Below are 22,270 nucleotides of genomic sequence, written 5' to 3'. Positions count from 1 at the left end.
AGGACAAAATTCCTCTTATAATTAACAAACATCAAATCCGGCCAGTCGAAATTATATCTTGGTTAATTTTAGACGTGTCTAAATCACGCAACGGCGCCAGAGACGTGATTTGGGCGTCAGATCAGGATGACTAGACATGCATGGCCAAGAAAAAACCGACCGACAACTCGATGAAAGACTGAATTTTCTGGGGCTTGGCCACGGTGAACGGCAAAATCTTTCAGACATGAAGGGCGTCATCACCGGCTCTCTCGACGCCTCTCTCGATCGTTTTTATGCGAAGGTCCGCTCGGTGCCGGAGACCGCGAAGTTCTTCGCGAACGACGCCCACGTGCAGCACGCCAAGGCCATGCAGCTCAAACACTGGGCAAGAATCGCCTCCGGCACATTCAATGCGGATTATACCGATGCCGTGACCGCTATCGGCCGCACCCATGCAAGGCTCGGGCTGGAGCCTCGATGGTACATCGGTGGTTATGCGCTGATGCTCGATGGCATCGTAAAGGCCCTGATCGAGTCCGAGTTGAAGGGCCTCTTCATGGAAAAGAAGGCCCGGAAGGTGAAGGACGCCCTGTCCGCCACCATCAAGGCCGCGCTTCTCGACATGGATTATTCGATCTCCGTCTATCTCGACGTGCTTGCCGCCGAGCGGCACAAGGTGGAGGCCGAACAGGCGCAGATGAAGAAGGAGCAGGAGCATGTTCTCGCACTGCTCAACAGCGCCCTCGACAGGCTGGCCAATGGCGACCTCACCTCCAGCATCGGTGAAAAGACCGCACCGCAATTCCAGGGACTGATCGCCAATTTCAACGCCGCCGTCGGCAATCTCTCCGGCGCATTTGCGCAGATCGTCGAGGAAGCGAACAAGATTTCCGGCAATACGCGCGAACTGACGTCAGCGACCGACGACATGGCCCGCCGGACGGAGCAGCAGGCCGCGGCCCTTGAGGAAACCGCCGCCGCTGTCGAGGAAATCACCACCATTTCCAAATTGTCGGCGCAGCGTTCCGAAGAGGCCAAGGCCATCGTCGAAAGCTCGGCCGTTGAAGCCGCGCGCTCGCGCGATGTGGTGACGGAAGCGGTGAGGGCGATGGGGGCCATCGAGGACTCATCGCAGAAGATCACCCAGATCATCTCCGTCATTGACGAGATTTCGTTCCAGACCAATCTTCTGGCGCTGAATGCCGGCGTGGAAGCCGCGCGCGCCGGCGAGGCTGGCAAGGGTTTCGCCGTCGTTGCTCAGGAAGTGCGCGAACTGGCGCAGCGTTCAGCCAACGCCGCAAAGGAAATCAAGACCCTGATCTCCAAATCCTCCGCGGATGTGATGCAGGGCGTCTCGCTGGTCAACAAGACAGGCGAATCCTTGAATACGATCGGCAACAAGGTGGATCATATTCAGGAACACATTGCCTCGCTGACCAAGGCTGCGCAGGAGCAATCCGTCGGCATTCAGGAAATCAGCGCCGCCATCAACAGCATGGATAATCTGACCCAGAAGAATGCGGCGATGGTGGAAGAAACCAATGCGGCCACGCATAATCTGAGCGATGTCAGCGCCAATCTGGCGGCGCTCGTCAGCCGGTTCAGCGTCTCGGCAACGAAAGCTCATGTGGAGCGGACTTACAAGGCGGCGTAACGGGGCCCGGCGCGCAACACACTCCCGTCATCCCGGCCTTAAGCCGGGATCCAGCCAGTCCAAGTCCTTGGGCTGAAAGAACTCTTTCCACGGCGCAGACGCGCCGTGACTGGATGCCGGATCAAGTCCGGCATGACGGAGGAACAAGCGGTGAAAGGCAGCAAGCCCCCTGCCCGGCAAAATTTATTGCCGCTCAGGCGTTGCCACCCTTCAGCAAGCGCGACTTCTGCCGGTTCCAGTCGCGTTCCTTCTCGGTCTCGCGCTTGTCGTGCAGCTTCTTGCCCTTGGCGAGCGCCAGTTCCAGCTTCGCGCGGCCTTTTTCGTTGAAATAGACCTTCAAGGGTACCAGCGTCATGCCTTCGCGGTTGATACCGGCGCGCAGGCGGTTGATCTCACGCTTGCTCAAAAGCAGCTTGCGGCGGCGGCGCGGCTCATGGTTGAAGCGGTTGGCCTGCAGATATTCCGGCAGGTGGGAATTGATGAGCCAGATTTCATCGCCCTCGTCCGACGCGTAGGATTCGGCGATATTCGCCTTGCCTTCGCGCAGCGACTTGACCTCGGTGCCGGTCAGCACGAGCCCTGCCTCGTAGGTATCAATGATCTCGTAGTTGAAACGGGCCTTGCGGTTTTCCGCAACGATCTTGTTCACCACGCGCTGGCTGCCTTTGGGGGCCATGATATTTCAATCCCTTGTTTTCCTTATTGCGCCTTCGGCTTACCGCCGAGAGCGGTTTTCGAACCTCTATTTAATGTTGTCGTCGCAAAAAGAAAAGGCGCGCCGAACGGCTTCTGTTTCGAAGCGGTCCATGGCGCGCCTTTTAGGTTTTCAGGCGTGTCTCAGTTCATCAGGCCGGCATGCTTCAGCGCCGCATCGATGGCCGCTTCCGTGGCCGGTTCCAGCGTGCTCATCAAGGGCGAACGGACCCGGCGATTGCCGCCGCGGGTCTTCGACAGCGCATATTTGGTGCCGCAGACGCCGGGCTCCATGAAGATGGCCTTGTGCAGCGGCATCAGGCGATCCTGATATTCCAGCGCCTTGGCGTAATCACCGGCGAGCATCGCCGCCTGGAATTCCGAACAGAGGCGCGGCGCGACATTGGCCGAGACCGAAATGCAGCCGACGCCGCCATGGGCGTTGAAACCGAGCGCCGTACCATCCTCACCCGAAAGCTGGATAAAATCCTTGCCGCAGGAAATACGCTGTTCGGAAACGCGATCGATCTTGCCCGTCGCATCCTTCACACCGACGATGTTCTTATGCGCCTTGACCAAGGCGCCCATGGTTTCCGGCGACATATCCACCACCGAGCGCGGCGGGATATTGTAGATGACGATCGGCAATTTCACCGCTTCGGCCACGGCGGAGAAATGGGCGAACAGGCCCTTCTGGGTCGGCTTGTTGTAATAAGGCGTAACCACCAGCAGCGCATCCGCACCGGCTTCCTGCGCGTGCAGCGCAAGCTCGATCGCCTCATCGGTATTGTTAGAGCCAGCGCCCGCAATGACCGGAACCCGTTTCGCCGCTACCTCGATGCACAGCTCGACGACACGTTTGTGCTCGTCGTGGGAGAGGGTTGGAGATTCCCCCGTTGTGCCCACGGGCACAAGTCCGTTGCTGCCTTCAGCGATCTGCCATTCCACATGGGCGGCAAACGCCTGTTCGTCCACGGCGCCATTGTCCGTGAACGGGGTAATGAGGGCGGGAATTGATCCCTTGAACATGCAAAGCTCCTGGCGCCGAGCCGGTTCATGCTTCGGCCGCATTCGATGGTTAAAACCGGCACACATTAGAGCCAGCCCTTGGCGCCGACAAGCGCTAAGGCAGCGTATTTTGTCCGAAATTGTCGGAAGTGTGACAGTCTCCGGACCGTGATCGGCAAGCACAAAAGGCCGGCACCGAAAAGAGACGCCGCTCGCGGGCCGGTGAATAAAAGTTGATTGAATTGCGGGGCGGTTATTAAGATTTCATTAAGGCTGAAATCCCAAGATTCCGGTGCGGGACATCAGACCGTTTTCGGCAATCCCGCTGCAATGAAGCGATATTACAAGAAAGTCGACAAATCCGTTACACGATGAAGAGCGGCATGAAAAAGACAGTCTGGGGATTGATGGCGGCGGGCCTTGCCGCAACCGTTTGGAACGCACTGGCCGGGCCGCTGCCGGAAGGTGCGGCGCCGCTTCCCTATGTCAAGCCGAATGCACCGACCGTTCCGGCCTTCATGCCGGCCTCGCCCGAGATCACCGGCGCCATACCGCGCCTCAACCGCCCCGATGACACAAGCCAGTTGAAGGCAGGTCTCGACGCGCTTTCGAGCCGTGATGCGGCCCGCGCGATTGCGCTGCGCAACACCATGCCGACCGGCAGCCTTGACCGCCATATCCTCACCTGGGCTATTGCCGTTTCCGGCCAGAAGGACGTCGCTTCCGCCGAAATTGCCGCTGCCCAGCGCGAGCTCTCCGGCTGGCCGGGTGCGGCGACGCTGCGCGCCAATTCCGAAAAAGCGCTTTACCGCGAAGATCCGCCCGCACCCCAGGTGCTTGCCGCCTTCGGCAATAGCCGCCCGGAAACCGCCGAAGGCACCGTGGTGTTCGCCAAGGCGCTCGCCTCCTCCGGCAAGGGTGCGGAATCGCAGAGTCTCATTCGCCAGCTCTGGGGCAGCGAAGGCATGGACAAGGACATGGAAGACCGTGTGCTTGCCGAGTTTCCCGCCTATCTGACGCCCGCCGACCATAAGGCGCGCATGGACTATCTGATGTATCGCAGCCGCATCAGCCAGGCGAAGCGTTTTGGTGATCTCGGCAAGGCGCAGTCGCTTTACAACGCCTGGGCGGCCGTGCTGCAGCGATCCGCAACCGCAACCGCGCTCCTCGGCAAGGTCGACGCCTCCTGGCGTAGCGACCCTGCTTATCTCTTCGCGCGGGTGGAAAACCTGCGCAACCAGCAGAAATACCCCGAAGCAGCGGCCCTTCTGCGACAGGCGCCGAAGGAAGCGGCCAAGCTCGTTAATGCCGGCGAATGGTGGAACGAGCGCCGTATCATCGCCCGAGGCATCGCCGATCTCGGTGATTTCGCCGAGGCCTATCGCATTGTCGCCAATCATTCTGCCACCTCGGCGGTCGATACCGCCGATGCGGAATTCCATGCCGGCTGGTACGCGCTGAGGGCGCTGCGCGACCCGGCGACGGCTTCGCGTCACTTCAACACGCTGCTTCAGACCTCGAACCGGCCGCTTTCGGCGTCGCGCGCCTATTATTGGCTAGGTCGGGCGGCGGAAGCCGGTGGACCGGGCGACGCCCGCGACTTCTTCACCAAGGCAGCCGCTCACCCCGGCACGTTTTACGGCCAGCTCGCCGCCGCGCGAATCGGCGCAAAAACATTAAACGTCACCTATCCGAGCCCCAGCAGCAGCGACCGCGAACGTTTCGCCGGCCGCGAAGCCGTACGCGCCATCGACCGGCTGGAGGCGGCCGGTTACGGCTGGCGTGCCGACAGCCTTTATCGGTCGCTTGCGGAACAGCTCGACAGTCCCGGCGAGCTTGCCATTCTGGCGGCAAGGGCTGAGGGCAACGGCAATCACCAGGTCTCGCTACAGATCGGCAAGACGGCCTTCAGCCGCGGCATCGATGCGGCAGCGCTCGCCTATCCGCTCGGCGTCATTCCCGCCAGCGCCAATATTGCCGGCTCCGGCAAGGCGCTCGCCTATGCGATTGCCCGGCAGGAAAGCGCTTTCAATCCCGCCGCCGTCTCCGCCGCCAATGCCCGCGGCCTGCTGCAACTACTGCCCGGAACCGCCAAGGGCGTGGCCGGCCGCCACGGCCTGCCCTACACGCAGGCGATGCTGACCAGCGATGCGGGCTACAACGCCACGCTCGGCGCGCATTATCTCGGTGAACAGATCGACAGCTTCGGTGGATCCTACATCCTCACCTTCATCGCCTATAATGCCGGACCGAAACGCGTGCCGGAATGGATCTCGCGATATGGCGACCCGCGCGGCAAGCCGATCGACGAGGTGGTCGACTGGATCGAACGCATCCCCTTCCCCGAAACGCGCAATTACGTGCAGCGGGTGATGGAGAATTATCAGGTTTATAAGACGCGGCTGGGGCAACAGGCCGATATTGTCGATGATCTGCGCCATGGGCGTGCGGGATAAGGCAGCATTCTTCCGCCAATCGCTGATCGTTCTAAAACATTCAAGCATCGGTTCGCCCGGTGCTTTTTTTGTTTTCCGTGTTTGAATAACGCCTCTCAGCTCCGGAAGCCATCAAACGAAAAACCCCGGCATTTCTGCCGGGGTTTCCATCACTGACAATGTCAGATCAGATTAGAACGTGCGCTGAAGGCGGAAGAAACCAGTCCACTGCTCGCCAGCACCGCTGTCAACACCTTCGGTGCCATCGACGTCCTGGTAGTTAACAGCAATCTTCGTGGCAAGGCCCTGCGTGATCTGGTAGTCAAGCGTCACACCAGCGCGCCATGCGTCGCGGTCGCCAACGAAGTCGTTGTCAGCACCGATATCAACCGTACCGAAGTACTGTGCACCGGGGGTGATGGTCAGCTTGTCAGTTGCCTTGATTGCGTATTCAGCAGCAACCGTCCACTCGGACTCTTCGTAGTAAGAGTTCGCGCCGGAAGCCCATGCACCGGAAAGACCAAACGTGCCCGGACCGATGTCAGCCGTTACGATTGCACGGAGTGCACCGTTTTCCTGGTCGGTGTCATAGGAGCCGAGCAGGTTTGCGCTGACAGCGCCGAACTTGGCACCGATGATACCGCTGATACCAACGTTGTTCGGGCCTTCGATGAAGCCGCCCTTGGCAATGCCGAGGTTCGAAACGTCGTCCAGCTCAGTTTCCAGCTCTTCAACCGAAATACCTGCGTAGAAGGAGCCGGCATCGTAGGTGTAACGCAGAGCGTTTGCACGGGTGGAGTTCGAAGACAGGATATCGGTTTCGCCGGAGAGATCATCATCCCACCAGGTGTACATGTAACCGACCTTCAGGCCGCCAAGTTCGATGAAAGCCTGATCGACATTAACGCCACGATCAGCGTCGTTGTCGGCTTCGCCACGCAGACCGATGTAACCACGCAGAGCGCCAAGCTCGGTATCGGTGCGGGTGTCGATGTTGAACTGAGCGCGGGTGAACGAGTTCCAGTCAGAGGTGCCGGACTTGTCGCGACCGAAGTCGGTCTGGAAACGGATGTAACCGTCGAACTTCAGGCAGGTTTCCGTGCCGGGGATGTAGAAGAAGCCGGTGCCGAAAGCGTCGCAAACGCGAACGTATTCCAGGGGCTCAGGCTCAGCAGCGACGATAGCGTCGGCAGCGTGAGCGCCGGATACTGCTGCGAGAGCTGCAGCGGAGCCGATGAGAAGGCTCTTGATGTTCATGGTTGACCTCCAGTCAAACGCTTAATCTTCTAAGCAGCGGGTGGGAAAGCACTCAGGAATGCGTGCCGCTTATGAAGATGATTAGAGCCAAAACCGGACGGAGAGGCAACGGTAATCGTGACAGAAGGAAGACAGTAAGGTGTCCTTAGTTTTTCATTGTTGCGAAATAGCTACAATTCTAATCGACGGGCCCTCATTTCTTAAAAAACCGTTAATAAACAATGCCTTTCAAGTGGTTAACGAGCGGAAATGCCAGCCCGGCCGCCCGAAACCAATCCATCCTCCAAAATCCTGACACAACCGGGCCATGAGAAATTGTCCAAAAGACGATTGCCAAGGCTGCAAATCAGACCTTCTTCGATGCAACCAATCAATCTTGGGGGCAACTCTTGCGGCTCCCAACTTGATCTGCCTCTGATCGCGAATCACCGAGGGTTGCTGCAGCTATTTACGTGAAGGGGCCGAGCACGATCCAAGCGCGATACTGCCTTGGTGCCGTAGTCGGCATTCCGATGCTTGCTCAAACAAAAAAAGCCCGACATTTCTGCCGGGCTTTCCATCACTGACAATGTCAGATCAGATTAGAACGTGCGCTGAAGGCGAACGAAACCAGTCCACTGGTCGCCACCGCCGTTAACACCTTCGGTGCCGTCGACGTCCTGGTAGTTAACCGAAACGAGCGTCGAGAGACCAGAGGTGATCTTGTAGCCAACAGCTACGCCAGCGCGCCATGCATCGCGGTCACCAACCCAGTCGCCATCAACGTCCAGATCAAGCGTGCTGAAGTACTGAACGCCGGGGGTGATGGTCAGCTTGTCGGTTGCCTTGATTGCGTATTCAGCGGCAACAGTCCACTCGGACTCTTCATAGTACGCGTTAGCGCCAGATGCCCATACGCCGGAGAGGCCGAGGGTGCCCGGGCCGATGTCAGCCGTCACGATTGCACGGATAGCACCGTTTTCAGCGTCGGTGTCGTAACCGCCAAGCAGGTTAGCCTTAACGGCGCCGAAGTTTGCACCGATGATCGCGCTGATGCCAACGTTGTTGTTCGGCTCGTTAGCGACGACGTTGGTAACGCCAAGGTTGTTTACGCCGAAGATATTCGTGGAAGAACCGCCGACAACAACGTTTTCGAGTTCTTCAACAGCTACGCCAGCGTAGAAGGAACCTGCATCGTATGTGTAACGGATAGCGTTCAGACGGGTGAAGTTGGAAGACAGGATATCGACTTCACCAGAGAGACCGTCATCCCACCAGTTGTAGTAGTAACCAACCTTCAGGCCGCCGAGCTCGATGAAAGCCTGGTCAACAACAACGCCACGGTCAGAGTCGTTGTCAGCCTGACCACGGAAGCCGATGAAGCCGCGCAGAGCGCCGAGTTCGGTGTCGGTGCGGGTGTCGATATCGAACTGAGCGCGGGTGAACGAATCCCAATCAGACGTGCCGGACTTGTTGCGGCCGAAGTCAGTCTGGAAACGGATGTAACCCGAGAACTTCAGGCAGGTTTCCGTGCCGGGGATGTAGAAGAAGCCGGTGCCGAAAGCGTCGCAAACGCGAACGTATTCCAGGGGCTCAGGCTCAGCAGCGACGATAGCGTCGGCAGCGTGAGCGCCGGATACTGCTGCGAGAGCCGCAGCGGAGCCGATAAGAAGGCTCTTGATGTTCATGGTTGACCTCCAGTCAAAGTTTTTAAGTGGGTCTGGGTACTTTCGCTGAAGGACAGCATTCCCTGCCCCATTCCCGTGTTCTTAGAAGCCAAACGATCCACCGCCTCGCTTCTGGTGGTGAAAATACAAAAGGTTTCGCCGCTTGCAATCGCCAACATCCGATAAATAGCATTTACGTATATGCTTCATTTCGGTTTGTTGCGGAAACAACACACAGTGCGCACCCGGCCGGCAGACAGCTTTACCATGCGTTAAGAAATTGCTTGAAAATCCGTTAGTTAGCGAGGTTAACAAGGTCTTTCTAAACTACCGGCCTTTTCGGCGAAGCCTTGCCTTGCTGGGCAAGGATGATGGAAATTTTTGCTTCCTCATACCCCTTAACCTGACATGCCGCCACGGCGCTCACGGAGAAAGGATAGAAAACCATGCCGTCTGCCACCGATTCCTCGCGCAACGATTCGACGCGCTTGCTCAGCGCTGGTTACGATACTGCCGGTACGATATTGAAGTCGACACCACCAAGTCTCTTGATTCGCTCGTTTCTTCCATAATCGAAACCTGAAGAGCGCGGACGTCTGCGGCTTCATGGTGCGAGGTCGACATGGCTGTCGCGCACCGAAGCACGAAGCGCGGGTCGGCTATGATTTGGAGCTGAGGGATATGTAGGGCTGAAGTTTCCGGTCTGTGCCAAAGTGGCGGAGAGGATGGGATTCGAACCCACGATACGCTTTTGACGTATACTCCCTTAGCAGGGGAGCGCCTTCGACCACTCGGCCACCTCTCCGGTGCGGCCTGATTATTGCGTAAAAAAAATGATTGCAAGGCTTTTTCGCCAAGAAGCACAAAAACCTGTTGGCTGAACATCGTCCCCGCGAAACTTTGCGGGCAATTCGGGAACTTCTTGACCGACCGTACGTTCTGCCTTCGGTAACAAAAGAGGTGTTCTAATGGCTCAGACCAAACTGAATGTTGTCGAAGACACGATCGAAAACCAGATTGCGGAGTTGCGTTCGCAGATCGCATCCCTCTCCAAATCCGTATCCGCCCGCGCGGAAGGGGTGAGCGAGGATGCATCCGAATTTCTGGATGAGGCGCGCGGACGCGTCCGCAAGGCCGCGCATAATGTACGCGCCCAGGGCCAGAATGTCGTGGAAGCTGTCAAGGAAAATCCCGGTACGGCAACCTCCCTGCTGACGATCGTTGGCGCACTCGGTTTTGCCATCGGTTATGCCGTCGGCACAAGCACACAGCAGAACTCGTCGAACAGCAGCCTTTATCGCTGGCGCTAATCGCTGCATGGAATTAAAATTCAGGCAAGGCGGGTCAACCCTGCCTTGCCTTTTCGTATGGGTTTGAAATGTAATGAATGGGGGCGGATATGCGGTTCAGCGACGATCTTGAAACGGCTTTGTCGGATTTTGCGAGGGATCACGGCATAGACAGGGATGAGGCCATCCAGCGCATCATTCGCGCCGCCCTTATCAATAGCGGTTATCTCGCCTCCGGCGAAGAAGGTATTCCGCCGGAAAAGCTGAACGCCAGCAACGACGACTGAATTAATATCCCGACCGCGATGGCGCAGGCGCTGCTCCGCCCTTGTAACGGGCCGACAGCGCACGCAGGGTGTTGGCGAATTCCGTGACATCCGCCCCGACGGCGACGAAGGACGCGCCGAGTTCGAGATAACGGCGATTATAGGTTTCGTTAAAGGTGAGAATGCCGGCAGCCTTGCCCGCCTTGACGATCTTGACGATGGCCGCCTCAATCACCGCCTGCACTTCCGGCTCGTCTATGCGGCCGAGATAACCCATATCCGCGGCCAGATCCGCCGGGCCGATGAAGACGCCGTCCACGCCCTCCACCGCGAGAATATTATCGAGATCGTTGATCGCCGCGCGCGTTTCGGCCTGCACCAGCAGGCAGACGCTATCGGAGGCGCTGTCGGCATAGTCGGTTATCGTGTTGAAAGCGGAAGCACGGGCAACGGCCGCGCCCATGCCGCGAATACCGCGCGGCGGATAATGCATGGCGCTGACCAGATCCGTGGCCTGGGCAGCGGAATCAACCATCGGCACAAGAAGCGTGCGCGCACCCGCATCCAGAAGCTGCTTGATCATCCAGCTTTCGCCGACCGGCACGCGCACCACGGGTTCGGCAGGTGATGTGGCAAGGGCACGCAGCTGGTCGATGATGCTGCGCAGATCGTTAGGCCCATGCTCGCCGTCGATCACCAGCCAGTCGAACCCCGCCGTACCGGCGATTTCCGCCGTGATGGCCTCACCCATATCGAGCCAGAGGCCGATCTGCGGCTTGCCGGCATGGATGGCGGTTTTGAAACGGTTTTCGGGAGCAGGCATGATATCCTCAGGAAAGCAGTAATTTCAGATCGGCGGAGAAGTCCGCCAGGATGGCGCGATCCGGCTCCGCGCCGGTATCGAGCAGTTTCTTGCCGGCAACATAGGCCTTGGCGTCATTGACGGCATCGACGGCGACGAATCGTCCATCGCGGAAATACCAGACGGACCAGCTGCCTTCGCGCGCACCGGGCCGGAGCACCGTCTCGTCGTAACCCAGGTTGAAGCCGGCAATCTGCAGCTTGGCGTCATATTGATCCGACCAGAACCACGGTTTCGGATCATAGGCGGTTTCAGCCCCGGTGAGCACGGCAGCGGTCGCCTCCGCCTGATCGACCGCATTCTGTACCGATTCGAGACGCACGTGCTGGCCTCGCCACGGCAGCAGCGCGCAATCGCCCACCGCATGAATGGCGCTGTCGGATGTGCGGGTATGGTCGTCCACCACGATGCCATTGCCGACATCGAGGCCCGATTCGCGGGCAAGGCGGTCATTCGGCGTCACGCCGATGCCGACGATGACGAAATCGACATCAAGCATAGAGCCGTCGGAGAGTTCGGCAGCGGCCACCCGGCCTTCCATGCCGACAAGGCGCACAAGGCCGGTCTTTTCGCGGATGGAAACGCCATGGGCCTGATGGATGCCGCGCATGATATCGGCGGTTTCTTTCGCCGCCACGCGCTGCAGAATGCGGTCGGCCATCTCGATCAAGGTCACCTCGAGGCCGAGCTTGCGGGCGACGGCGGCCGCTTCAAGGCCGATATAACCGCCGCCGATCACCAGCAGCCTGCGGCCGGGCTTCATCTCCTCCATCAGCCGGTTGGCGTCGCGCTTGTCGCGAACCGTCAGGACGCCTTCGAGATCACCGCCGATGCTGGCGGGCAGCAGGCGGGGTGCGGCCCCGGTTGCCAGGACCAGCCTGTCATAAGAAAGCGTGCTGCCATCCTGCATGCGCACGGTTTTTTCAGCTCGGTCTATCTCCTCCACCCAGGTGGAAAGCCGAATATCGACATTGTTTTCGGCGTACCATTCCTCCGGGCGGAACATCAGCCGGTCGAAACTCATCTCACCGAGAAGGTATTTTTTGGATAGCGGCGGACGCTGGTAAGGATAGGCATCCTCGGAACCGATGATGGTGATGGGGCGCTCGTCCTTCAGCGCCCGAAGCTTCGACGCCAGCGCGAAAGCGGCCTGCCCCGCCCCGACGATTACCAGCCTTCCCGTCACAGTTCACTCCCAGAACAACCACGAAGCGCCGATCCTGCCGACCCTCGCGAAGCCATATTACCGGATCAGGCGTAACGCCAAGTACGGCCCCAGTCAACCGCGCAGCAACGCCAGCCCGGTGCAAGCATGACGCATTATCAGCACAGGCTGCGGCACGACTGCAACCTGATGGGACCGAACGCATTTCCATAGTGGAAACATCGGCTTCCCCGACGGAAGATTGGTCGAGATCGACACACACTAGAGATAATTGCGCGCATTTCCTTCATGCCCTGGCAAGGAAGCGGCGTTAAAATCGGCACGAAAGAGGCAATCCGGGAGGTTGTCATGGCTTTACATATGGATATCAGTCAGAACGTCCCACAGGACGAGATGTACGAGAAATTTCAGATCGACCGGCCCGGCAAGATCACCTTCATCGGGCATCATCTCAGCGCCAAGGACACCATGCGCTGCCTGGTGCGGACCATTTCCCTCTACGGCGCCGAGCTGGATGTCAGCCCCGATCTGGAAATGCCGGCCAATTTCTATCTGGAAATTCTGGGCATCCGCGACGAGATCGGCTGCACGCTGATCCGCCGCGAGGAAGAAAAGGCCACGATCGGCTTCAACATGCTGATCGATGCGGAATTCCTGCACCATGTGCGGCGCCTGAGCTTCGAGACCAGCGTCTGACCTTGTCACGACAGGCCGATGGTTTTTTCCATCCCTTCTTCGCGACGAAAAATTCTGTTCCAAAACAGCCATGCCGCAACCGGCCGCGCCTTGCGTCCGGTTTTTTTGCACCTATTGTGAGCCGGGTTTTAAACACAGGTACCGGAACTTTCAGCCAATGTCCGCTTTTTCACGCCTTACACCACTTGCCGTCTCACTTCCTTCCACCGTTCCCTTCGTCGGCCCCGAGGCCATCGAGCGGAACCGCGGTTTGAAGGTGGAGGCGCGAATCGGCGCAAACGAAAGCGGCTTCGGCCCCGCCCCTTCCGTGCTGCTGGCCATGCGCGATGCGGCAGCGGAAACCTGGATGTATAGCGATCCGGAAAATTTCGAGTTGAAGGAAGCGCTTGCCATTCACCACGGCGTTGCACGCGGCAATATTGCCATCGGCAGCGGGGTTGATGGCTTGCTGGGCGAGATCGCCAGGCTGATCGTCGAGCCGGGCACGCCCGTCGTCACCTCGTTTGGCGGCTATCCCACTTTCAATTACCATGTAAACGGTTTTGGCGGGAGGCTCGTCACCACGCCCTATGTCGACGATCACGAAGACCTCGACGGTCTTCTCGACCTCGTTAACAGGGAAAATGCGCCGCTGGTCTATTTCGCCAACCCTGATAATCCGATGGGAAGCTGGTGGGAAGCGAGCGAGGTGGTTGCCTTTGCCCGCGCATTGCCGGAAACCTGCCTGCTCATTCTGGACGAAGCCTATTGCGAGACCGCGCCCGCGAGCGCCGTTCCGGCCATCGATGCGCTGATCGGCCAGCCGAACATCCTGCGCATGCGCACCTTCTCGAAAGCCTATGGACTCGCCGGCGCGCGCGTGGGTTACGCCATCGGCACGCTCGGCAATGTCGAAGCCTTCGACAAGATCCGCAACCATTTCGGCATGGCGCGCATTTCGGTCGCCGGCGCCTTGGCGGCGCTGAAGGACCAGGCCTATCTGCATGAAGTCGTTGGCAAAATCTCCGCGGCCCGCGAGCGGATTTCGGTAATCGCCCGCGAGAACGGCCTTTCACCGCTCCCCTCCGCCACCAATTTCGTCACCATCGATTGCCACCGCGATGGTGCTTACGCCCGCGCCATCGTCGATGGGTTGATGGAGCATGGTGTGTTCATCCGCATGCCGGGTGTTGCGCCGCTCAACCGCTGCATCCGCGTGAGCGTGGGGCCGGATGACAAGCTTGATCTTTTCGAACAGGCGCTGCCGAAGGTTCTCAAGGCGATCGGGTAAGTTCCCAACCCACCCTCATTCCTGTGCTCGTCACAGGAATGAGGGTTGGAAAGTCCGCACAATGCGCGCATCGATTCAACATCCTCCCGCAAACCCCTGCCCAGGAATCATTTTCTGGCAACGAGAGCTCACCAGACATAAGAAAACCGCGCCGGCCTTGTTCCTGCCGGTCGCGGTTTGATGTGTCAGCGCAAAAGCCCTTTTCAAAGCCCTCGCCGCGTTCCCCTTCGGGTTTACTTTCGTTTTGACCGGTCGTCGGGACTGGAGGGAACCGGACCGGAAATCTCAATAATGGCTTGGGTAAATCAGTGCATCGTCATCCAGTCGCGGGCGGCGCGCAGCGCTTCGGCGAGTTCCGATTTCGTCATGTTGCGGGCGAGATCAGCGCGGAGCGAAGCGGCTCTTTCCGATCCGCGGATCGCGGCGATGTTGAGCCATTTATGCGCTGCGATCAGGTCCACCTTGCAGCCCCGGCCGGTCGCATAGACCAGGCCGAGATTGCAAAGAGTGTCGGCGCGGGTTTCGCCACCGGCAGCCATTTCGATATCGCTGATGTCAAAGCGTGCCATTGTTTTAATCCCTGTCTTTCTACCTGTTTCATCATTCGCCTTCTTGTCGAGGCTACCGTCCGGACCCGCCGTCTTTTGCGGCTTTTTTGTCCTTTCGTCCGGCAGGTTTTCCCTGCGCTTTTGATGAGTTCACTATGCCACGGGGCTTTCAACGGTCGCTTAAAAGGCATGATTAATGGGCCGCAAACAAACTGCAAACGATTGGTAAAATTGGGTTTTTGTTAAATATCACGAGCCGCGGAAATTAAGGACTTTGCGGCGAATTTTACGAAAACTTTAGAAATGGATTTAAACCCTTCCTTCACCACGATCAAAACAGCGGTTTTCGAATTCTCCCTTTTTCGCTCCTCCCGCTGCTGCAAATGCCGCGCCGCGGCCACAAATTTCTGTTTCCTTTTACGTGAACGTCAAATACTATCCGCGCTGCCCGTCATGAGGATGAAACGGGCAAAGGATATTGCGGTGTGAGGAGCAATCGTTGCGCCGCAGGGCGGCTTTGGGCCAGAAATGGTGCATTCGCATGCCAAATGGGTTTGATCTGCGCATCGCCTCTTCGGGCCTGTCCGGCCCAGGAAAGCCTGCGCGAATTTCGGGAGGAATTTTATGAAGCGTATGATGACGATTGCCGCCGCCCTCATGCTGAGCGGCAACCTTGCCTTTGCCGGCGAGGCGATCGAAGGCAATTGGAAGACGGCCAGCGGCGAAACCGCCGTGATCGGCCCCTGCGGCGGCGCCTTCTGCGTAACGCTGAAGACCGGCAAACACGCCGGAAAACAGATCGGCAAGCTTGCCGGCAAGGGAAACAGCTATTCCGGCGAAATCACCGATCCCGCCAATGACAAGACCTATAGCGGCTCCGGCACCGTTTCCGGCAACTCGCTGAGCATGAAGGGCTGCGTGCTGAAGGTTCTGTGCAAATCACAGACCTGGACACGGCTGTAATCGACAAGGCGGCGGGTGGGCTTTCTGTCCTCCCGCCTGCGGTCCCGCGCCTGACGGCGCGGTGCGCTGCCCAAGGATCGCGCCCGAAATTGCGGACAGACGCCGCATGGAAGCCGTATATCCCTACGAGAGCAACGCATGCGCCCCACCCTTTCGACAATCCTGATCGCGGGCACCTCCCATGTCGGCAAAAGCACCCTTGCCGGCCTGCTGAGCGAAAGACTGCGCTGCGAGGCAATATCGACCGACAGTCTCGCCCGCCATCCGGGAAGGCCCTGGCCGGGCATTCCGGCACCGGTGGAGGAATATTACTCACAGCTCTCGCCGGAAACGATCCACTGGTTTCTGAAGATACATCATCAGAACATCTGGCCGCTGATCCGCACGATGATCGACAGCAGGTCGGGCACCGGCAATCCTGCAATCTTCGAGGGCGCGGCCCTGCGGCCGGAATTGATATCGCCGCTGCTCGGCAGCACGGTCGCCGGTGTCTTTCTCCATGCCGGCAATGATTTTCTTCTCGAGAGAATGCGTTCTCACGCGCAATATGAAGACGCAACGGCCGACAGGCGGCGGATCATGGACGCTTTCATCGAGCGTTCGTTGCGGGAAAACACCGATATGCTGGCATCCGCGCAGGAACACCACTTGCCGGTTGTCAATGTGACCCAGCCTCGGGCATTCGAGACCCTGCTGACCGATCTTGCGGCACGCGCGGAGGCCCCTCTGTCCTGATCGAAAAGCGGGTGGTCCGCGAGATGCCCAGCGCCATTGCGTGCCAATCCACCATGTCACCACCCGTTAACATCCCTGAACACCATATGAACCGGGGTCTCAGGGTCCGTTCAGTCCGAGTGTGGCAAAACTCTGTCCATCAACTCCAATAAAGGGGAATGGACATGGCAAAGCTGATCAGCCGACTGGCAATCTTCGCGTTTCTCATGGCGATCTTCGCCATGTCCTTCGCCTCGCTCGTCGTTAATCCGAACCGCAGTTTCCAGCGTGTGAATGCCGGTGCAGCAATTGCCTGCCAGCACAGCCCGTCGCCCGCCGCCAATTGCCCCGTCGTACTTTGAGGACCGGCCGATGACGACAAGCTTTTCCAACGGCCTGTTTTCCGCACTGAGACTGGTGCTGATGGCCTCGATCTTTCTTGGTCCGGTGGCCGGACTTGCGGTTTACAAGGCCGATCCCCGCCCCGCCTCCAAGGGCGCCGGTTTCGTGCTCCTGATGAGCCTTCAGCGCGGCGCGCTCGGCTGAGTTTCCGCCGCCCCAATATTGCTCCAGCCGCTTTTTCCGTTTCTTTTCAGTTTCTTCGTATTTCTGTCGCTTGCCTGTCGAATTTGGCCTCTTATAATGGGCCATGACAATAGCAAAACGAACGATTCCGCCCTTCACCTTCATCAGCCCCGAGCCTTTCGCGCCGCAGACATTCACGGACCCGAAAGAAGCTGTGGCGGCTTTGACCGCGCTTTACGAACGCAATACGGCGTTCCTCATCAACTCCTTCACCGACCTTGCCAAGGGCGCGCCGATCACCGGCCGTTACCGCGCCTGCTACCCGCAGGTCAGCCTGGAGACCGCCACCTTCGGCCATGTCGATTCGCGTCTCTCCTACGGCCATGTCACCGCCCCCGGCGTCTATACGACGACGATCACCCGGCCGGAACTTTTCCGCCATTACCTGAAAGAGCAGCTGGGGCTTCTGATGAAGAACCACGGCGTTCCGGTGACGGTTGCTGAATCGGCCACGCCCATTCCGCTGCATTTCGCCTTCGGCGAAGGCGCTTATGTCGAAGCGGCGGCGGCATCCTCGCTCTCCGACGTGCCATTGCGCGATCTTTTCGATACGCCCGATCTCAACAATACCGACGATCTCATCGCCAATGGCGAATATGATCAGGTGCCCGGCGAACCCGCGCCGCTCGCACCCTTTACCGCACAGCGCATCGATTATTCGCTGGCCCGCCTCAGCCATTATACGGCAACCAGCGCCAGCCACTTCCAGAACTTCGTGCTGTTCACCAACTACCAGTTCTATATCGATGAATTCGCCGCATGGGCGCGGCAGATGATGAAGAATGGCGGCGAAGGCTACACGGCCTTCGTGGAGCCGGGCAACATCATCACCCCTGCCGGCTCCGACAAGCCGGAAACGGACGCCGTTCTCGGCCGCCTGCCGCAGATGCCCGCCTATCACCTGAAGAAGAAGGGCCATGCCGGCATCACGCTCGTCAATATCGGCGTCGGTCCCTCCAATGCCAAGACGATCACTGACCATATCGCCGTGCTGCGCCCGCATGCCTGGCTGATGGTCGGCCATTGCGCCGGCCTGCGCAACAGCCAGCGGCTTGGCGATTATGTTCTGGCGCATGCCTATGTGCGCGAGGACCATGTGCTTGACGACGACCTGCCGGTCTGGGTGCCGATCCCCGCGCTTGCCGAAGTGCAGCTGGCGCTGGAAGGTGCGGTCGCCGAAGTCACGGGTTACGAGGGCTTCGAGCTGAAACGCATCATGCGCACCGGCACCGTCGCCACGATCGACAACCGCAACTGGGAGCTTCGCGATCAGGCCGGCCCCGTCAAGCGCCTGTCGCAATCGCGTGCCATCGCGCTCGACATGGAATCGGCCACCATCGCGGCCAACGGCTTCCGCTTCCGCGTGCCCTACGGCACCCTGCTCTGCGTCTCCGACAAGCCGCTGCATGGGGAATTGAAACTACCGGGCATGGCGACAGAGTTTTACCGCACCCAGGTCGCCCAGCATCTGCAGATCGGCATCCGTGCCGTGCAGAAGCTTGCGGCGATGCCGACGGAAACGCTGCATTCGCGCAAGCTTCGAAGCTTTTACGAGACGGCGTTTCAGTAAGATCGCACATCTTCGCCCTCAAGGTGGTGATGTCTGTTCATACACCTTGAGGCCGTGCGATGCGTGTGACTATCGACCTTGATGACGACTTGATGGCCGAGGCCATGGAAATCACCGGATTGTCCACCGTCGAGGCGACGGTTGGACGGGCTCTGAGAGAATTTGTCCGGGTACACTGGCAGAGACGTGCGCTTGAGGAACTGCGGGGGATTGGCTGGGAAGGCAATCTTGATGGGCTCGGGCAGTGACGAAGGCCTGGAAACCTCTCCGTCGTCGTCCTCGGGCTTGACCCGAGGATCCACCATCACACGCGGCAATGGATCCTCGGGTCAAGCCCGAGGATGACGTCGAGTGTGAGGGATGCTTTAACAGTCTGCCCACACAGACTGAATGAAGGCGACGTGTGCCTTTAAACCACCTTCACCGTCCCCTCCACACGCACGGGGAAATTCACCGATCTGGCGATAAAACATTTCTCATGCGCGTCATGGTGCAATTCGTCGGCTCTCGTGGGATCCCCCTTCGAAATGGTGATCACCGGCTTCAGCACCACCTCGCTGAATTGCCCGGCGCCGTCCTTTTCCATCAACAGCGTGCCTTCGGCATTGTCGACATAGTCTTCGACGATGATGCCGTTGACGGAGCAGAAATGCAGGTACCAGAGCTTGTGGCAGGCCGAGAGTGAGGCGACGAGCAGGTCTTCCGGGTTCCAACGGGAGGCATCGCCGCGGAAGGCAGGGTCGGAGGAGCCGGCGATATCGGCTTTTCCCGAGGTGGAAATCGTATAGTCGCGTTCATAGTCGCGGTAGCCGGACGTCCCCTTGCCGCGATTGCCCGTCCATTTCACCTGAACGGCGTAATGATGTTCCTGTCCTGCCATGTAATTACTCCTCCCTTATCGTATCACGCAGGTGGTCGAGCCCCTTGCGCAGCGTCTCGATGATCTCATCCACTTCCGAACGGCTGATTGTCAGCGCCGGCGAGGCCAGCATGCGGTCTCCCGTGGCGCGCATGACGAGGCCGTTTGCCAGGCAATGGTTGCGCACCGCGGTTCCGATATCGTCGGGCTTCGCAAAACGTTTGCGTGTCGCCTTGTCGGCCGTTATCTGCAGGCCGCCCATCAGGCCGACATTGACAGCCTCGCCCACCAGTTCGTGGTCCTCAAGGCTTTTCCAGCCTTGCGAAAAATACGGGCCGATATCGTCGCGCACCCGCTCCACCAGCCCTTCGGTCTCGATGATGCGGAGATTTTCAAGCGCTGCGGCGGCGCAGACGGGGTGGCCGGAATAGGTGAAACCATGATTGAAGTCACCGACCTCAGACAACATCACGTCCGCCACCCGATCCGAGACGATGACGCCGCCTATCGGCAGATAACCTGATGACAGGCCCTTGGCGACGGGCGCGAAATCCGGCTCCACGCCAAAATGCTGATAGCCGAACCAGGAGCCGAGACGGCCGAAACCACAGATCACCTCATCGGAGACGAGGAGAATGTTGCGCGCCTTGCAGATGCGTGCGATTTCCGGCCAATAGGTCTCCGGCGGCACAATCACGCCACCGGCGCCCTGAATGGGTTCGGCCACAAAAGCGGCAACGTTTTCCTCACCGAGCTCGTCGATCTTCGCTTCGAGTTCCCGGGCGACCTTCAGGCCGAATTCGGCAGGTGAAAGATCGCCACCCTCGGCGTACCAATAGGGCTGGCCGATATGGGCGATACCCTCGATCGGCAGGTTGCCCTGCTCGTGCATCCATTTCATGCCGCCGAGCGAGGCTCCGGCCACCGTCGAGCCGTGATAGCCATTGCGCCTCGCAATCACCTTCGTCTTCGTCGGATGGCCGAGCGCCTTCCAGTAGACCCGCGCCATGCGGAACCAGGTATCGGTCGCTTCCGATCCGGAATTGGTGAAGAACACATGGTTCATGTCAGGCCCGGCGCGGGAGGCGATTTTCTGCGCCAGAAGTGTCGCCGGCGGCGTGGTGGTGCCGAAAAACGCGTTGTAATAGGGCAGCTCGTTCATCTGGCGCTGCACGACATCGGCGATCTCGCGGCGGCCATATCCAATATTCACGCACCAGAGGCCGGCGAAGGCGTCGAGATATTTCTTGCCGGTGCTGTCATAGATGAACACTCCTTCCGCGCGCTCGATGATGCGGGTGCCGGCGGCATTCAGCTTGCCCATATCGGAAAAGGGATGAAGGTGGTGGGCGGCATCGATGGCGGCGAGGTTGGACAGCGGCTTGGAGATTTCATTCATGACAGATCGCACTCCCATAAAGGCAACGGCGCTCACGCCACCGCGCCCGCCGAACATGGCCGGGCGGATTCGATTTGGCAAGGCTGGCGTTTTTTAGGGGGAGCGCATGGAACGAGCGGTTGCCGCTAGTTTCTTCTTCCCGCCGCGGAGAAGGTGGCCCGAAGGGTCGGATGAGGGGGTATCGTTGCTGGACTTCGGAGACCTCGCCCCCTCATCCCGCTGCTGCTCCCCCTCGGGGAGAAGAAGCAAGCGGCAACCACACAATCCAAAAACGGTTGCCTCGCGCTCTTCAGCCAAGCGTCATGCGAAAAACGCCCGCCCCACCAGCACCTTCAATTCGCCCGCATGAACTTTCAGCGCCACATCCCGCTCCATCGGCAGCAACTCGCCATCGATGACACATCGCAGGTCATGGCGCTTCTTGGGGAAATGCAGTTCCACATCCGTCACGGTCATGGCGGTGACGGCGGCGTTTTCCTTCAGCCTGCCGCGCAGAATGTCGAAAGCGAGTTTCGCAACGCCGGAGGGACGCAGCGGATCGGCAAGATAAAAGCCGAGATGGCCGCCCGAGACATTATCCGCCACCATCAGCGAGCTCTGGCCGAACTCGTTGTTGGAGACGGAAATGGCCGAGACCTTGCGATGCTGCGTCCTGCCATTGACAGTATATTGCACCTCGAACACCGGCGGATTGAGGATGACGTTGATGGCGGCGCGGATGCTCGCCTTGATCTTGCCAAGACGGGAGGCGAAAGCGAGATTGTTGCGGTAGCGCACCATGCGCGAATGCAGACCTGCGGAAAACTGGTGGACGAAGAGGCGGCCATTGGCGCTGGCGATGTCGACACTGGCAATCTCGCCACTCGCCAGCGTTTCCAGCGCCTGGCGAATATCGAGCGGCAGCTTCAGCGAGCGGGCGAAGAGGTTCATGGTGCCGGCCGGAACGATGCCGAGCGCGATGCCGTGCTTCCAGGCGATGGCCGCTGCTGCGGAAATCGTGCCGTCGCCGCCGCCGGCAATGATGGCTTCAATGCCCGGTTCATCGGCGGCGCGTTCCATTTCCTCGACGATATCTTTTCCGGAGACCAGACGGCAATCGATCGTGTGGCCGGCACGGGTGAAAACGTCGCGGGCGTGTTCGCAATAGGCTTCCATGTCAGTGGTACGAAAAGTGCCGCCGTCGCGATTGAAAATTGCAATGAGCTTCATGTTTCCAACCCGATCCAGTAGCGCAGCCGCGCGTAAATGCCTGTCGTCATATAGAGTTCCGAACACCATCGCGTGAAGATGCTCTTTTGCCGAGAATCGCTCTACCGCAACGCATCATTTCATGTTAGGGATCACTTAAGGTCATTTTCATGACCGCGCATCTCCAGTCAGGGCAGACCGCTCCCATACGGTCTTGCCCT

At 59.1% G+C, this 22,270-nt stretch carries 22 protein-coding genes and 1 tRNA gene; 12 read left to right on the top strand and 11 right to left on the bottom strand.

Annotated features, from left to right (window positions below; genetic code table 11):
• Positions 1-136 precede the first annotated feature (136 nt).
• On the top strand, positions 137-1,636 hold the full coding sequence (locus tag V6S97_RS00770) for a methyl-accepting chemotaxis protein (RefSeq protein WP_020813378.1): 1,500 nt from the start codon (positions 137-139) through the stop codon (positions 1,634-1,636).
• Positions 1,637-1,829: 193 nt separating this feature from the next.
• On the opposite strand, the gene smpB is transcribed toward V6S97_RS00770, so the two are convergent.
• The gene (smpB, locus tag V6S97_RS00765; RefSeq protein ID WP_003509959.1) at positions 1,830-2,312 is read right to left on the bottom strand and encodes an SsrA-binding protein SmpB; all 483 of its coding nucleotides are present in this window, start codon (positions 2,310-2,312) and stop codon (positions 1,830-1,832) included.
• A gap of 161 nt (positions 2,313-2,473) precedes the next feature.
• Positions 2,474-3,358, bottom strand: coding sequence for a 4-hydroxy-tetrahydrodipicolinate synthase (gene dapA / locus V6S97_RS00760; RefSeq protein WP_003509960.1), 885 nt, complete (start codon positions 3,356-3,358; stop codon positions 2,474-2,476).
• A 362-nt stretch (positions 3,359-3,720) separates the two neighbouring features.
• Between dapA and V6S97_RS00755 the strand changes: the two genes are divergently transcribed.
• Positions 3,721-5,793, top strand: a complete 2,073-nt coding sequence (locus V6S97_RS00755; RefSeq protein WP_174066945.1) for a lytic transglycosylase domain-containing protein — start codon at positions 3,721-3,723, stop codon at positions 5,791-5,793.
• 171 nt (positions 5,794-5,964) lie between these two features.
• Here V6S97_RS00755 and V6S97_RS00750 read toward each other — a convergent pair whose 3' ends face one another.
• From V6S97_RS00750 to V6S97_RS00740, 3 genes are all read right to left on the bottom strand, one after another.
• A complete protein-coding gene (locus V6S97_RS00750; RefSeq protein WP_003509963.1) occupies positions 5,965-7,029 on the bottom strand; it encodes a porin in 1,065 nt (354 codons plus the stop codon).
• A 581-nt stretch (positions 7,030-7,610) separates the two neighbouring features.
• Positions 7,611-8,696 (bottom strand): porin, encoded by a 1,086-nt coding sequence (locus V6S97_RS00745; RefSeq protein WP_003509965.1) that lies wholly within the window; start codon positions 8,694-8,696, stop codon positions 7,611-7,613.
• Positions 8,697-9,389: 693 nt separating this feature from the next.
• Positions 9,390-9,480, bottom strand: a tRNA-Ser gene (locus V6S97_RS00740).
• Positions 9,481-9,643: 163 nt separating this feature from the next.
• Here V6S97_RS00740 and V6S97_RS00735 point away from each other — a divergent pair.
• Complete coding sequence (locus tag V6S97_RS00735; protein ID WP_003509967.1) at positions 9,644-9,985, top strand: hypothetical protein; 342 nt, start codon at positions 9,644-9,646, stop codon at positions 9,983-9,985.
• An 89-nt stretch (positions 9,986-10,074) separates the two neighbouring features.
• On the top strand, positions 10,075-10,251 hold the full coding sequence (locus tag V6S97_RS00730; protein WP_162993007.1) for a hypothetical protein: 177 nt from the start codon (positions 10,075-10,077) through the stop codon (positions 10,249-10,251).
• Position 10,252: 1 nt separating this feature from the next.
• On the opposite strand, the gene V6S97_RS00725 is transcribed toward V6S97_RS00730, so the two are convergent.
• The gene (locus V6S97_RS00725) at positions 10,253-11,053 is read right to left on the bottom strand and encodes an aldolase/citrate lyase family protein (protein ID WP_020009756.1); all 801 of its coding nucleotides are present in this window, start codon (positions 11,051-11,053) and stop codon (positions 10,253-10,255) included.
• Positions 11,054-11,060: 7 nt separating this feature from the next.
• The gene (locus V6S97_RS00720; RefSeq protein WP_065694919.1) at positions 11,061-12,278 is read right to left on the bottom strand and encodes an NAD(P)/FAD-dependent oxidoreductase; all 1,218 of its coding nucleotides are present in this window, start codon (positions 12,276-12,278) and stop codon (positions 11,061-11,063) included.
• A 327-nt stretch (positions 12,279-12,605) separates the two neighbouring features.
• Between V6S97_RS00720 and V6S97_RS00715 the strand changes: the two genes are divergently transcribed.
• Together V6S97_RS00715 and V6S97_RS00710 are read left to right on the top strand one after the other, a co-directional pair.
• Complete coding sequence (locus tag V6S97_RS00715) at positions 12,606-12,953, top strand: hypothetical protein (protein WP_020809747.1); 348 nt, start codon at positions 12,606-12,608, stop codon at positions 12,951-12,953.
• 157 nt (positions 12,954-13,110) lie between these two features.
• On the top strand, positions 13,111-14,223 hold the full coding sequence (locus V6S97_RS00710; RefSeq protein WP_060723988.1) for a pyridoxal phosphate-dependent aminotransferase: 1,113 nt from the start codon (positions 13,111-13,113) through the stop codon (positions 14,221-14,223).
• Positions 14,224-14,528: 305 nt separating this feature from the next.
• Here the strand turns inward: V6S97_RS00710 and V6S97_RS00705 are convergent, their stop codons facing one another.
• A complete protein-coding gene (locus V6S97_RS00705; protein ID WP_003509974.1) occupies positions 14,529-14,792 on the bottom strand; it encodes an SEL1-like repeat protein in 264 nt (87 codons plus the stop codon).
• Between the two features lie 603 nt (positions 14,793-15,395).
• Between V6S97_RS00705 and V6S97_RS00700 the strand changes: the two genes are divergently transcribed.
• The 6 genes from V6S97_RS00700 to V6S97_RS00675 all read left to right on the top strand — a co-directional run bounded on the left by V6S97_RS00700 (position 15,396) and on the right by V6S97_RS00675 (position 18,851).
• Positions 15,396-15,734 (top strand): DUF2147 domain-containing protein, encoded by a 339-nt coding sequence (locus V6S97_RS00700; protein ID WP_003509976.1) that lies wholly within the window; start codon positions 15,396-15,398, stop codon positions 15,732-15,734.
• Positions 15,735-15,872: 138 nt separating this feature from the next.
• A complete protein-coding gene (locus tag V6S97_RS00695) occupies positions 15,873-16,469 on the top strand; it encodes a hypothetical protein (protein WP_334425890.1) in 597 nt (198 codons plus the stop codon).
• A 158-nt stretch (positions 16,470-16,627) separates the two neighbouring features.
• On the top strand, positions 16,628-16,810 hold the full coding sequence (locus V6S97_RS00690) for a hypothetical protein (RefSeq protein ID WP_020809511.1): 183 nt from the start codon (positions 16,628-16,630) through the stop codon (positions 16,808-16,810).
• A gap of 10 nt (positions 16,811-16,820) precedes the next feature.
• Positions 16,821-16,994: a hypothetical protein gene (locus V6S97_RS00685; RefSeq protein ID WP_003509979.1), complete on the top strand. Its 174-nt coding sequence runs from the start codon at positions 16,821-16,823 to the stop codon at positions 16,992-16,994.
• A 103-nt stretch (positions 16,995-17,097) separates the two neighbouring features.
• Positions 17,098-18,603, top strand: a complete 1,506-nt coding sequence (gene amn / locus V6S97_RS00680) for an AMP nucleosidase (protein WP_003509981.1) — start codon at positions 17,098-17,100, stop codon at positions 18,601-18,603.
• A gap of 59 nt (positions 18,604-18,662) precedes the next feature.
• A complete protein-coding gene (locus tag V6S97_RS00675) occupies positions 18,663-18,851 on the top strand; it encodes a type II toxin-antitoxin system VapB family antitoxin (RefSeq protein ID WP_087743667.1) in 189 nt (62 codons plus the stop codon).
• A gap of 161 nt (positions 18,852-19,012) precedes the next feature.
• On the opposite strand, the gene V6S97_RS00670 is transcribed toward V6S97_RS00675, so the two are convergent.
• From V6S97_RS00670 to V6S97_RS00660, 3 genes are all read right to left on the bottom strand, one after another.
• Positions 19,013-19,483, bottom strand: coding sequence for an OsmC family protein (locus tag V6S97_RS00670; RefSeq protein WP_003509984.1), 471 nt, complete (start codon positions 19,481-19,483; stop codon positions 19,013-19,015).
• 4 nt (positions 19,484-19,487) lie between these two features.
• A complete protein-coding gene (locus V6S97_RS00665) occupies positions 19,488-20,861 on the bottom strand; it encodes an aspartate aminotransferase family protein (protein ID WP_162686144.1) in 1,374 nt (457 codons plus the stop codon).
• Between the two features lie 300 nt (positions 20,862-21,161).
• On the bottom strand, positions 21,162-22,070 hold the full coding sequence (locus V6S97_RS00660; protein WP_003509989.1) for a diacylglycerol/lipid kinase family protein: 909 nt from the start codon (positions 22,068-22,070) through the stop codon (positions 21,162-21,164).
• Between the last annotated feature and the right edge of the window lie 200 nt (positions 22,071-22,270).

The sequence above is a fragment of the Agrobacterium sp. CCNWLW155 genome (assembly GCF_036888815.1).
GTDB classification, from domain to species: Bacteria; Pseudomonadota; Alphaproteobacteria; order Rhizobiales; family Rhizobiaceae; genus Agrobacterium; species Agrobacterium radiobacter.
Note: the sequence above shows the minus strand (reverse complement) of the source record. Positions and strands in the feature narration are given on the sequence as shown.